The organism is Glaciecola sp. G7-5 (assembly GCF_055808975.1).
Map to the genome: position 1 here is coordinate 1,595,811 of NZ_CM147892.1, position 13,574 is coordinate 1,609,384.

Consider the following 13,574-nt stretch of genomic DNA (forward strand, 5'->3'; position numbering starts at 1 on the left):
TCAAATCTATAAACACCCTAGGTCATTCCCGCGGAGGCGGGAACCTGTTTGCCCAGCGAAGCTGGCAGACCCAGCAGGACAATCAGAAGCCTGCGTCACCCTTGATTGAGGGGAAGACAATCCGACTGGCAAGTGCGTCACTGGCTAACGGTGAGGTGTGAAGGAAGCCATAGGAAGTTAGCGATACACAACGTAAGTGAACCTGTTTCGGCAGGGCTGGTGGATAAGCATGCAGGTTAATGTGACGTCCAATACTCAATCAGACCAGTCTTGTGGGTGAGGGTGGAATAGCTAACAGGGAGTCAGTGCAGTAACTGGGGAAGCCTGACACCATTATCTGTAAGCGAGTCATCGCGAGCAGACATGATAACCAAGAGGTGACTCAAGGTTATGATGAGGTGCGAGGTGGCAGATGAGCCCGTAGTAGTGAGTAAGGCTAGGCCTGTGAAAGCCAGTAATGGTGTGGAGGACAAAACCAAGCCGACTGCTAGCAATATGTCTAGCGGAGCAAGTGACACTCAAAAGGCGTCACATGTTGCGAAGGGGTGAAGTATGGTATGCGTTCGTGATGAGCATATCGTTTTTTTTTAGTGGTACACGTATCGGTTCGCAACCGAGGTATTGCTGGTTGGTGAGAGGGTGATGCCTCCACTGGTCAACCAAACCGTACAGGGGAGTAATGCAGTGACATGCTCAGTAGATTGCCTAAGTGCTAGCACGCTGACACGCCGCGTGAAATATACCAACACGAGAAGAGATGGTATGGTCCCCACACGACATATATATCCAAAGGTGCATAGTATGAGAGTTTATTATAGCTTGTATGGTCGCTTGTTGAATAAACAACGATTACAAGAAGCGTTTGCAAAAGTAAAACGTGCCGAAGGGGCTGCCGGCATTGACGGTGAAACCTTGGAAGACTTTGCGCAAACACTTGATAATAATCTTGAAACGCTATTGCATGAGCTCAAGAATCGAACGTATACACCGCAAGCCGTTCGGCGGGTAGAAATACCCAAAGACGATGGTGGCACTCGATTATTGGGTATTCCTTGCGTCAGAGATAGAGTCGTTCAACAGGCTCTGACGTCATTATTAAGCCCTATCTTCGAAACGCAGTTTCACCCATCAAGCTATGGGTATCGACCGCAACGAAGTGCACACGATGCTATCAATAAAGCCACGTTGTTTATCCGTCGATACGGGTTACAACATGTGGTGGATATGGACGTGTCGAAATGCTTTGATTGTCTTGACCACAAGATAATCATACAAAGTGTCAAACGACGAGTGACAGACAGTAGCGTGTTGAAACTGATTCAACAGTTTCTAAGCAGTGGGGTAATGATAGAGGGTCATGTGCAGGCAACGACAGTCGGCAGTCCACAGGGGGGTGTCATCAGCTCATTATTAGCGAATATATATTTGGATGCGTTTGACCAATTAATGCGTCAACGCGGACATCGAATAGTTCGCTATGCTGATGATATCCTCATCTTCTGCCGTAGTCGTGCGGGTGCAGAGAATGCGCGGAACCAAGCCACAAACTATCTAGAGAAAACGCTTAAGCTACAAGTCAATCAAAGTAAATCACACATCGCGCATAGCGATAATGGAGTGAAGTTTTTAGGCGTTGAAATTGGTACGTCACGAACCAATATCCAAGCTAAGAAACTGAAAAGTTTGAAAGACAAGCTAAGGCAGTTGACTAGACGCAAAGGAGGCAAGCCACTGAGTGTAGTGATTGCTTCTATTAATCCGCTGCTGCGGGGGTTTAGTCAATATTTTAGAATTGCAAATGCCGACTGGGCATTTAGCAGCGTAGCTGGTTGGCTACGCAGGCGACTGCGAAGCATTCAACTGAGACTATGGAAAACTCCGAGGCGGTTAAAGAGGCGGCTATTGCAACTAGGCCATCGCAAACCATTTACGGGGCTTCGTATGACGAGTTGGAGCAGTGCTAGCTCACTTTATACACATATCGCGATGTCGAACAAATGGTTTAACAGCCTTGGGTTAGTAGACATTGCAAGTGTTGAAACAGGGTATGTATTCAGTGATATATCTGGAGCATAGTATGCATGAGCCGTATACGAGGTCCGTACGTACGGTTCTGTGAGAGGGATGAGGCGGCGACGCCTCACCCTACTCGAACGTACCACACAAGAAATGTTTCAATAGCAATTGTTTTATATTGTTGAAACAACGTTTTTTTGACTTCAAGCTCTCTGACCCGATGCGTTCTTTATGGCTGATAAAGTATCTACTGCTTCTCATTCTCATACAGTCCCGATAGACTGCGCAAAAAGATTGCGGAATTTATTACTAGTTTTTTACTCTCTCTCCCCAACCTTCTTCACTACAATAACTGCATACATAATGAGTAAAAGGGGAAACATTAAAATCGAAGCCAATGATAACGCAACAACAATGCCATACGCGTCATCTGCAGCAGTTTTATTGCTGGGATTTATACCTGCCATAATTTCGAAGGTTGCGTGCTCTAAATTTAGTAGGCTTAGGATTACTATTATGAGCGTTATGGGTAATAAACTGGCAACAATTATGACAAGGCCACTCAGCCTTGCTAACGTTTTTAAGAAGTATACATAGAGTGCTATTCGCCAAATCGCTACTATAGCTAAAAACCACATATTCGCAGTAGCCGCAGCTTCCATCGTCATAAATTTTTCTACTGGAATTGCATACAAAATAGCAGGGGGCGACGTTAGTGTGACAAATAGCAATACGTTTTTATAAGACCAAGCATTGGGTTTAAACGGCATAAGTAACATGAAAATAATACCCGCTAGAACCAATACATACACCAGCGAACCCAAACCCAAATATTGCCACCAATATGCGCTAGCGTGATCCCAATAGCGTCCAATACCAGCAAGCCACGTGCACACCAAACCAAATTTAATTAGTGCAAGCGAATGCTTTTGAATAAATGGACCATTGGCACGAAAGGTAAGAAAATAATAAGTCGCAATGACTAGCGCTTTAAACAAGGGGGATACGACTCACTTATAACAAAGTAAAGTTAGTACTCTGTCTTAACTCATTCAAAAAATCAATAGGATTGAGTGAGGGAAGAATAATACATCCATAATGCTGCAACGGCCGCTCCCAAGAACCATACCTCAAAAATACAAATGACTCCTAATCGATAGCATACCTGCCGTTAAGGAAACACTCCGCTTAAGCTGGTTAAGTCTTATTCTTCTTTAATATTTGAAGCAATATCTTTTACTAATTGCTCAATAGCCGGCAACTGTTCTTCGATTTGTTTTGGTAGTTTATCGTTTATTGTGTACTCTGCAGTGTTGAGATTAACATATAATGCACATCATGTTAAAAATAACACCATAATTAAACATGATGCGGTAGACATAATCATAGGCTTAACGTATATTTTCATACATGTTAAAAATAACGCTGAAAATTAACCTATGACAAATAAAGTCGATCCTGATGTGCCTTTTGATGTACCACCGCTTCCACCAATACAAAGCGTAGAATCTCTCGATGTGCTTAAGAAATTAGCGCCAGCAGCGCGTTCACTTAGTGCACTTGATCAAGTGTCGAGGTTGCTTCCCAATCAATATCTATTGGTTAATCTGATTCCAATACTAGAATCTCAATCAAGTTCACAAATTGAAAATATTGTTACGACAACAGATGAGTTATTCAAATATGTTGATGATACAGCAGGGGCCTCTGGCAGTGTAAAAGAGACCTTGCGGTACAAAAAAGCGTTATTCATAGGACTTGATACTATTACCGGTGACAATGCGAGACCATTGACGGCGAACACGGCAATAGAAGTGTGTTCGTCTTTGACAGGCGTTAAGGGGGGCGTGAGAAAGGTATCGGGTACCAATTTGAAAAATGCCAGAACGGGAAAGGTGATTTACACGCCACCTGTGGGTGAAGACGTCATCAATCATAAGCTCGCCAATTGGGATAAGTATTTGCATAATAACGATGTAGACCCATTAATTGCAATGGCCGTACTTCATTATCAATTCGAAGCCATTCACCCCTTTTTAGATGGCAATGGCCGAACCGGTAGGATAATGAATATTTTATTTTTGGTTGAAAAGGATTTGCTCAGCAAACCAGTACTCTACCTGAGTAAGTTCATTCTAGAAAATAAGGATGAGTACTACGCGAAATTGAGAGCAGTAACGCAAGATGGGGACTGGGAAGCATGGGTGAGCTTCATGCTTGATGCTGTGAAAGTGACATCACAGTGGACAATAGAGAAGGTGAATGCAGTGGTATCACTGCAAGCTGATACGGTGGCTTATGTAAAAAAAGTGATGCCACAAGAGTATTCACATGAGTTGATTGATGAATTATTCCAAAATCCTTATATTCGTGTAAAAAACGTACTTAAATCGAATATTGTGAAATCCAGGCAAACGGGGATGAAGTATTTGAGAGCCCTAGTTGAAGCGGGCGTACTGAAAGAAATGGCGCATGGGAAAGAGGTGCTATTTATTCATGAACGGCTACTATTTCTAATGACGCATGACGTGAATGATTACAGAAGGATTTCTGGATCTTTAACTTAAATACACGCTTGGCATTCTCTGCTACCCAAGACATAGCCCTTGACTAATAGGGCTAATCTGATTAGCGGTGTGCTTTACAATTACGTTTAGCTTGCTATCGCCGTTTTACTTTGAACGTCTGCTCTAGGGGGTGACAACTAAAAATTCCAATATGGCCGCTAATCGAGGGCACAGCAGTCATATTTTATTGCCCAAGACGTAGACAAAGACAAGCTTTGGAAATCAATTCTGACAGAACAGCTTAAGTGTACTTAGTAATCATTGGTAATCACACTAATACAGTTAAGGTTTACATATATAAAAACCCGAGGCCTGCGAGGTAGCACTTCCATCATAACGTATAAAACCAAATCCTTTGGAGCCGGTAACCCGCGAATTGCTTGTCGCATAACTCACATTTCCACTTGGCGTCGGGTCAGGACATTCTTCCGGGCAATCTGCATCATCCACCAACTCGTTGAAACTTTCTAAGGCATCTTCTTTAGCCTCTTTTCGTGCATCTGCAATTAAACTAGAACGCGCTTTGACCCAGTCTTCAAGAATAGTAGGTCGCCTCGTTAAAGATATCGTAATACTTTCTCCGGTAAGTGGAACATTCGTCTCACACGCGACAATTGTAGCGTCCCCAACAACTTCATCACCGGCGGTATTCACGTCAGACCAATCAATTATTCGCTTGCTGACATAAATAACAACAACCACGATTACAACTACGCCAAATACAGGAAGAGCATATTTTTTTACTAATGCTATTGTTTCCATTGTAGCCCCCTTGTTAAGAGGCAAAAGTAGATGTGAAACGTAATTGCGATTATTTCACAATAGCCCCTTCTTAAATGAAGCATTTAATATGCCACACAAATTATTCCATCAAATACAATAGCTTAAAAAATGTACAATTCGGTTTTTACTTTTTGTGTAAAAAAACCTGACAAATATTAAAGGAACTCTGAAAAAAGTGTAAATTATGCTGACACAAATTGTTGATTAATTATCCACTTGTCAAGTTTAATAAAGAACTGTTTTCTTTGGACTTGATGTTTCCGTTACTTAAATTGAACAAAGCCTATCAATTTCCGAAAACCTTAAGCATGAAATCCCACATTTAGTATGCGCCATTTTTTGTTTAACGGATTGAATGCTATCAGGCTATTTCACGCCCTAGCTGTGGAGCGCGGAGAATGTCTGCGAGTGCTGCGCTGTTAGTCGATGATGTGTTGCACAGTTCCTGAAGGGGTTATCCACTTGGTCAGTGGGTGCTGAGTTTACTTATTCCGCTTCAATAGTTACTAGCAAGATATCCACGAGAGTTAAGCAAAGTAATGCAAATTATGGCGCAAGCAGTTCATAAAGCACAGATACTCATACAAAACTAAAGCAAGCTAAGGTCATAAACGATATAATCTACCAAAATTAAGCCAAATAAAGGATTGTTCGTGAGCAGCCGTACCAAAGATTTTATTCGCGTAATTGATAACGCGCTTTCTCCCGATCTATGTGAAAAATTAATCGTCGCTTTTGAGAATAGCCAACATTTAGGGCCCGGTAGAACGGGCGGTGGCGTTAATGAAAACATGAAGAAGTCTACCGATGTATCAATATCGAAATACCCAGAATTCAAAGACTTACATCAACAGGTACTGCAAGTAACTTCTTTTCATTTGTTCGAGTATTTTAAAGAATTTCACTTTGCCTTAATTGGTCCCATTGCACTGACATTGGCAGATCCTAAAACGGGTCAAGCGGTTCCATTGAGCGACAACAACTTCGTTGAGCTTGGTTTACCCAAACTACCTCAATTGGTAGAGTATTTATTCAGATTAGGAGAAATCAATGCCCAGCGTTATACCGTAGGAGAGGGTGGCTATCCGTATTGGCATTCAGAAGTATATCCGCAACCGGGTAGCGTAGACGCTTTACATCGCAACTTGCTATTTATGTTCTATTTAAACGATGTAGAAGAAGGCGGAGAGACAGAGTTTTACTATCAGAATGAAAAGATAAAACCAAAGGCAGGCACTATGGTAATAGCACCAAGTGGCTTTACACATACGCATAAAGGGAATGTGCCTATATCTAACGACAAATACATCCTAACATCTTGGGTATTATTTAACCCTGCTGAGCAGATATTTTAACTTACCTAAAACATCTAAAATAGGCTTGATAAATTGTTCTGGTTTATTGGTAATTATGGCTAATCTAAAGCCTGCGCTTTTTAAAGCCAAAAGTCGTAGTACTGCTTTTACCCCCGTTCTTGTCTGTTAGGTTTGAGCATCATTTTTGCACCAACGCTTAGGAGCTTAATTTTTAATTGTAGCTCTAAGTTGTTTATTAAGTTTCCATAATAGCTGTGCTGTAAAGCCAAATATAAATGTGCAAAAGATAAATATTTTTGAAATTAGTAGCGATACATTTTTTATGCTAGTTCTACTCGCATACTCGCATACTCGCATACTCGCATACTCGCATACTCGCATACTCGCATACTCGCATACTCGCAGCACAATATGTTTAGCGAGGGCCTCACAAATCAAATAGATTACATGAAAGAAGCCTGCAGCAGTGGCGATTAGCACTAATAACTAAGTACTAAAACAAGCTGAACTACCTGTGTTGGTCAATCAAAATAGGATTACCATCAGGGTCTGTCATCATAAAATTAGCTGGGCCTTTATTATTTTCGCCAATCATTTTGCCGCAATCAATTCCTTTGTCGCTAAGCATTTTTTGCAGGTATCTAACATCTATGTAGTCGTCAATATTTTGGGCGTTTGCATCCCAGCCTGGGTTAAACGTGAGCATGTTTTTTTCGAGCATCCCTTCGAACAAACCAATCACCTGGTCGTTTGCGTCTTTCATAATTATCCACTTTTGCTCCACATGCCCTGCCATTTGCTTAAACCCCAGTTTTTCATAAAATTCTTTTGAGATTTTAATGTCAGCGACTTTTAAGCTGATTGAAAGTAAACCTAGTACCATGACTATTTCCTCGTTGTGTATGTTTAGCAAAAACCCATTTAAGCTTAAGAACATAGCGTAAAGCATAAGAGCATTCAAACTCGAATGGGTTAATTGCTGCTAAATTAGTAAAAATAATGTTGCGCCTATATATGTCGTTACAACTAGGTGTCAGACCCTTGCCTTGTTCTGATTGCCCACCTTAAGCTTCAATAACAGTATTTGTTACGGGTAATTTTCATAATTTACTCATTTAAATAGACGGCCCATAGTACATCATTAATTTGTTCCAATTTTATCTCACTTCCCAATAACTGTTTGATGACCTCAATATTAGTTGTTGTGTGCAAGCTCGGTTTTGTTGTTGTATACCGGCCGCTTCCCGCGAGTGCTATCAACAATAGCAACTGATCAGCCAAGTGCTCCTCAACGGCAGCTTTAGCATGAACAAACTTGTTTACTCGTCCTACAGCTCGTTTGGCAACTCTTTCTGCTGATACGCCTAGCTCGCCAACAACTTCAAAGACATTTTGATGTGTCTTACTGTCGATACTTAATTGAAAACTATTACCCGGACCAGGGGTGATGACTTCGGTAACGTGACTTACCGCATTTTGCCAATTAAGAATTTCCTGAGCCTTCGTGATTTCTCTGTACCCTATACTTGTTGGCAACAAACTTATTAACGCATTAAGTGAGCAATTATTGATATCACTGGCAAAATCGCACCCTGCATCAGTCAAATGAATAGGCTTTAGCTGTGGAGTTGGCTCAATAAGTATCTGCCATTTACCGCCGCCAGCTGGATAAAAACCTAAGCTGGCAGTACTAACTTTACAATTCACTCCCATATTTTTTAGCACAGGCAAAAATGATTTTTCCAAAAAGCACAATGATGGTGACATACCATTATGTGTGCCTCCCTCAAACGTTACTTTTGAAGATGTTTGTGCTAACGCCAAGGCAGGTAAAATAGTTTGGCACACCAAAACCGTGCTGCCAGCTGTGCCAATGGCGAAGTGGAAATCACCTGACTTTACTTTTCCTGGAGAAAACTTGATGCGACTAGCCCCAAGTTCAACGCCCTCTGTCAAAGCGCCACAAATTTCTTGGGCCGCCAAAACACAGGTTAAATGCTGACGCAATAAGCCGGTCTTTTTTCTTCCTGCGCGAATGTTTACTAGTTCAATGTTTTGCTGAGTTAACATGGATAAGGTCAGAGCCGTCCTTAGCACCTGACCACCACCTTCTCCTTGTGAACCATCAACTACGATATAATTCATTGGTAATCCTTTATAAATCTATCCTTTAACACAAACTATTTGCTTCAAGGTATATACAACTTCTACAAGATCTTTTTGTGCTTCCATCACTTTATCAATGTCTTTGTATGCATGGGGTATTTCATCAATGACTGATGCGTCCTTTCTACACTCCACACCTTGTGTTGCAGCAATTTGGTCTTCCACGCTATACACTTTCTTTGCTTTGGTTCTGGACATTACTCGGCCTGCGCCATGGCTGCAGCTATTAAAACTTTCAGGGTTGCCGAGTCCTCGTACAATGAAGGATCGTGCCCCCATACTGCCTGGAATAATGCCCATTTCGCCTTTTTCAGCGCGTACTGCACCTTTCCTTGTGACAAAGCAATCTTTACCAAAATGACGCTCACGCGAGATGTAGTTATGGTGACAATTAACCGCTAGTTCGGCGGTTGAAAACTCAACAGGCAATTGCTTTTTTAACGCTGCAATTGCATTAAACATCATTATTTCACGATTTTTAGCGGCAAAGTCTTGTGCCCATTCCACCGCTTCAACATAATCATCAAAATAATCACTACCTTCTTTAAGATAAGCTAAATCCATATCTGGCAGGTTGATTTGATGGCGCTGCATTTCTTTTTTCGCTAATTCGATAAAGTAAGTACCAATTCGATTCCCTACGCCGCGGCTGCCAGAATGAAGCATTATCCAAACAGCATCATTTTCATCTAAGCAAAGTTCTAAAAAGTGATTGCCTGTTCCCATAGTGCCCAAATGCTTAACATTGTTCGTTTTCGCAATAGCGGGGTGCTTGTCACAAATACGCTCAAATCGCGCTTGCAACTTCAGCCACTCGTTAGCGACAATGTCAGGTACGTTATGCCAAGAACCTCTATCCTCTCTTCCTCGGCCGCTCGTTCTACCGTGCGGCACAGCAGCTTCAAACGCATGTCTTATTGCTGATAAATTATCGGGCAACTGACTTGCCGTTAGCGTGGTTTTAGTCGCAACCATCCCGCACCCAATATCTACACCCACCGCCGCTGGTATTACCGCTTCAACTGATGGGATCACGCTTCCAATAGTTGCACCTTTCCCCAAATGTACATCGGGCATTACCGCGATATGGGAATGTACTAAGGCCATTTTTGCAATGTTATTCAACTGCTGTTGAGCTTGCTCTTCAAATGGAACGCCTTTGGTCCACGCTTTAATTGTCGCGCTTCCCTCATTTTCGATAATGTTGTAATTTCTACACATTAGTCTTTCCTTCATTCTTTTTATTTTTTAATAAGCGGGCTACAGTTAATTCTGTAGCCCTTTTCCTATAATTGCGCCGTGCACAAGCTAGGCAATTTTTACTACGCCATTCATCAGGCCTTCCAGCCCACCATAAACGGTTAAGCTATCAATTCTCTCGGCTACTTTTTCAAGTGCTTCTAATTCCTTTAGGCGCATCAACGTAGGATTGTTTTCCATTACCTTCGCAGTGTTATGCAAGCTTCTGGTCGCTGACGTTTCTTCACGTCTTTTTATCACATTGGCTTCAGCCGCTTTTTGCGCTTCTACCACCTGATTCAATATTGCTTTCATTTCGCCAGGTAAGATAATGTCTTTCACGCCAACATTTAAAAGTGATACGCCAATATCTGATAATCGCTCGACAACGAGTTCTTTTACGGTTTCATTGACGTATAGCTTATCCAACAGGATATCATCCAATGATTTAGTACCAACCGCTTCTCTCAAAGCTAATTGCAGCGTTTTATACACATAATCATCTACTTTATCGACGCTACGTGCTGCGAGCTCTGCATCATGCACTTTAATACTAGCACTCAAATTTATGCGCAAACTAACTCTGTCTTTACTCAGGATTTCTTGTCCAGAAATTTCAAGCAACTGGGTTCTACAATCAAAAGATTTTAGCTCAATGGCATGGTTAAACTGCCAAAAGCCATGCTGGCCTGGCGCTAGCCTTTTGGTCAACTGCCCATTAACGTACAACAAACCAATATGATCTTTAGCGACACTCACATCAGCAATTGGCTTCACTGCCACTGTGCGTTCACTTTTAATCAAGCGCAAAGATGTATTCGCACCCGCTCTATTTATCAAGAAAAGCGTTTTGTCGTCCACTTCTATATTTTCATCAATAGACAACTTCTCTAATCTTATTTCACCCGCATCTTTCCAAAGGTATAGATGCTCGCTAGGCGCAACGACACCTACAAGTAGGTCGTTAACAAACAGCAAACCCACTTCTGTGCTATCGAGTTTTGCGTGATAAATATGCTCACTTAATTGTTTGTGATTTTTGTATAACCTGCCTGCATTCTTTTCTAAAAAATACAGTTTATTAATATCAAAAGTGACACACTCCAACTCATTCTTGATATCCCAAAGTTTGTGTTTGCCTGGGGTAAGCACATTAACTAATTCTTTATTTTTGAACACTAGCGCTCTTTGATTCTCTGCCAGAGCAATTATTTTTCTAAATAGTATTTTTTAAACATTTCTAATTTCCTTATTTAACCCTCTTTTGAGGAAGTGTTAGCAAGGGTTGAATACATATTTGATAACGGCCTCAAACTTCAATGTTGTGGGGAGCATCCGGCTTGCCACTGCATATTCGTTATTGGCGTTTATCAAACATCGGCGCTAACTACTTACTAACGATGTATTACTTATCATTGTATTGAGGGTGGGAATTGAACCCACAACCAACGGGGTAAAACCGCTGCTCTACCAATTGAGCTACCTGAATTTAAGGAAGGATTCGAACCTTCACCAACAGACCTAAACTGTTGCTCTATCCAACTGAGCTACTTAAATGCTAATCAAGATGGGAATTGAACCCATGACCGGCGAAAATTTAATTCGCTGCTCTATCCAACTGAGCTACTTGATAGTTGTTTGATTAGGTATACGCAGTCGCATTGCTTAGCGTACCGAAGTGACTTTTTGAATCACGTTCAAATAATCAGACACTTTTACTATTACAAGTCATGTGCCAGTTTTTTCTGGAATAAGAATAAGAGTTTTAAGTTGCTGAATTTAATGGATTTAGTTTGTATTTCAATGAAATTACTAAGGTTATCCTTGAATCTATAAATACTAAGATGTATCTTTTTAGATATTAAATTATCTATGTGGATAGTAATAATTGAAGAATACTGTTGTCGTAAGTTTAATCGGAACGCAACTAGACTATGTCGGTAAAAGAGTCGACAGATGGACAAAATGGCGTCCTAACGTGAGCCTGTGTAGCCAAGAAGACTTGATAGTAAATCACTTGCATGTGCTGCATGATAATCATAGTAGCCGCTTAGCGAATAATGTTGCCCTTGATATTGAGTCTGTTTCGCCTGAAACAAATATTAAGCTGCATACGGTAAACTTCAATAATCCTTGGGATTTTGAAGAGGTTTACGCAAAGCTATTTGATTGGTGCCAACAACAAGAGTTTGATACCGATAAAAATGACTATTTGTTTCATATAACAACAGGGACCCACGTTGTTCAGATATGCAGTTATTTACTTACAGAAAGCCGACACTTCCCTGGCCGCCTGATTCAAACATCACCTGATCACAACAATAAAAATAAGTCGATTGGACGCATACAAATAATCGATTTAGATCTATCTAAATATGATCAATTAGCCACCAGGTTTGATGTTGAGCATCAGCAAGGCAAGGATTTCCTAAAAGGGGGCATTGAAACTAAAAACAAGGCGTTTAACAGCCTTATTAGCCAAATAGAAAAAGTAGCCATTCGTTCCCAAGATCCAATGTTACTTACCGGGCCTACAGGCGCTGGCAAAAGCCAATTAGCAACACGTATATTCCAGTTAAAGAAAAAACGCTCAATGTTAAAAGGTAGCTTAGTCTCAGTAAATTGTGCAACGTTAAAAGGTGAAAATGCGATGGCTGCACTGTTTGGCCATACTAAAGGCGCATTTACCGGCGCACTAAAATCAAGAGATGGATTTTTACTTAGCGCCAACAATGGGGTTTTATTTTTGGATGAAATTGGCGAGCTTGGTTTAGAAGAGCAAGCAATGTTACTGCACGCCATTGAAAATAAAACCTTCCACCCTGTGGGCAGTGATACAGCGGTTCAAAGTAACTTCCAACTTATTGCGGGTACTAATCGAGATTTAAAAAAAGAAATTGAAAAAGGCTCATTTCGAGAAGATTTGTTAGCCCGTATAAACCTTTGGACATATGAACTACCCGCGCTTAAAGATAGAAAAGAAGATATTCCAGCAAATATTGATTATGAGATAGATTTATTCGCTCAAAAAACAGGGCATCGCACGCAGTTTAACAAAGAAGCTAGAAATCACTTTATTCGTTTTTCTATATCTAATGAGGCGTTATGGTCAGGGAACTTTCGCGATTTAAGCTCAGCAATTACTCGGCTTTGTACCTTGGCTGATTCTTCAAGAATTACCATTGATGATGTTGAAGATGAAATACAAAGGCTGAAGTGTGCTTGGAATCCGTCAGGTAGTAACTCAGTGAGTAATACGCTCAATAAATATCTGTCCAAAGCGCAAATTGAACAATTAGACAGCTTTGATGCCAAGCAACTTAACTATGTGCTTGATACCTGTAAACGCCATAACAGCATGGCTTCAGCGGGAAGAGAATTATTTAATGTTAGCCGTACTTTAAAATCTCAAGCCAATGATTCGAGTCGCTTACAAAAATACCTACACAAGTTTGGACTAAAGTGGGGGGACTTATTGTAATGCTAG

Annotated in this window: 10 protein-coding genes and 1 tRNA gene; 4 read left to right on the forward strand and 7 right to left on the reverse strand. The window is 41.1% G+C overall.

Annotation, left to right across the window (positions count from 1 at the left end; genetic code table 11):
* Window positions 1-801 precede the first annotated feature (801 nt).
* A complete protein-coding gene (ltrA, locus tag AC0L6H_RS06880) occupies window positions 802-2,076 on the forward strand; it encodes a group II intron reverse transcriptase/maturase (protein ID WP_473393376.1) in 1,275 nt (424 codons plus the stop codon).
* Between the two features lie 257 nt (window positions 2,077-2,333).
* On the opposite strand, the gene AC0L6H_RS06885 is transcribed toward ltrA, so the two are convergent.
* Window positions 2,334-3,014 (reverse strand): hypothetical protein, encoded by a 681-nt coding sequence (locus AC0L6H_RS06885; protein WP_473393377.1) that lies wholly within the window; start codon window positions 3,012-3,014, stop codon window positions 2,334-2,336.
* 441 nt (window positions 3,015-3,455) lie between these two features.
* On the opposite strand from AC0L6H_RS06885, the gene AC0L6H_RS06890 reads away from it, so the two are divergent.
* Window positions 3,456-4,583, forward strand: coding sequence for a Fic family protein (locus AC0L6H_RS06890; RefSeq protein ID WP_473393378.1), 1,128 nt, complete (start codon window positions 3,456-3,458; stop codon window positions 4,581-4,583).
* A gap of 282 nt (window positions 4,584-4,865) precedes the next feature.
* Here the strand turns inward: AC0L6H_RS06890 and AC0L6H_RS06895 are convergent, their stop codons facing one another.
* On the reverse strand, window positions 4,866-5,345 hold the full coding sequence (locus tag AC0L6H_RS06895; protein ID WP_473393380.1) for a hypothetical protein: 480 nt from the start codon (window positions 5,343-5,345) through the stop codon (window positions 4,866-4,868).
* A 674-nt stretch (window positions 5,346-6,019) separates the two neighbouring features.
* Here AC0L6H_RS06895 and AC0L6H_RS06900 point away from each other — a divergent pair.
* Window positions 6,020-6,721, forward strand: a complete 702-nt coding sequence (locus tag AC0L6H_RS06900; RefSeq protein WP_473393381.1) for a 2OG-Fe(II) oxygenase — start codon at window positions 6,020-6,022, stop codon at window positions 6,719-6,721.
* Window positions 6,722-7,190: 469 nt separating this feature from the next.
* Here the strand turns inward: AC0L6H_RS06900 and AC0L6H_RS06905 are convergent, their stop codons facing one another.
* The 5 genes from AC0L6H_RS06905 to AC0L6H_RS06925 form a co-directional block, all read right to left on the reverse strand.
* Window positions 7,191-7,565 carry a VOC family protein gene (locus AC0L6H_RS06905; RefSeq protein ID WP_473393382.1) on the reverse strand — a complete coding sequence of 125 codons (375 nt, stop codon included), beginning with the start codon at window positions 7,563-7,565 and terminating at the stop codon, window positions 7,191-7,193.
* Window positions 7,566-7,789: 224 nt separating this feature from the next.
* A complete protein-coding gene (gene rtcA, locus AC0L6H_RS06910) occupies window positions 7,790-8,827 on the reverse strand; it encodes an RNA 3'-terminal phosphate cyclase (protein WP_473393384.1) in 1,038 nt (345 codons plus the stop codon).
* Between the two features lie 18 nt (window positions 8,828-8,845).
* Complete coding sequence (locus AC0L6H_RS06915; protein WP_473393385.1) at window positions 8,846-10,069, reverse strand: RtcB family protein; 1,224 nt, start codon at window positions 10,067-10,069, stop codon at window positions 8,846-8,848.
* Window positions 10,070-10,156: 87 nt separating this feature from the next.
* The gene (locus tag AC0L6H_RS06920) at window positions 10,157-11,266 is read right to left on the reverse strand and encodes a slipin family protein (protein ID WP_473393386.1); all 1,110 of its coding nucleotides are present in this window, start codon (window positions 11,264-11,266) and stop codon (window positions 10,157-10,159) included.
* 307 nt (window positions 11,267-11,573) lie between these two features.
* Window positions 11,574-11,644, reverse strand: a tRNA-Leu gene (locus AC0L6H_RS06925).
* A 331-nt stretch (window positions 11,645-11,975) separates the two neighbouring features.
* Between AC0L6H_RS06925 and rtcR the strand changes: the two genes are divergently transcribed.
* On the forward strand, window positions 11,976-13,568 hold the full coding sequence (gene rtcR / locus AC0L6H_RS06930) for an RNA repair transcriptional activator RtcR (protein WP_473393388.1): 1,593 nt from the start codon (window positions 11,976-11,978) through the stop codon (window positions 13,566-13,568).
* The last annotated feature ends 6 nt before the right edge of the window (window positions 13,569-13,574 follow it).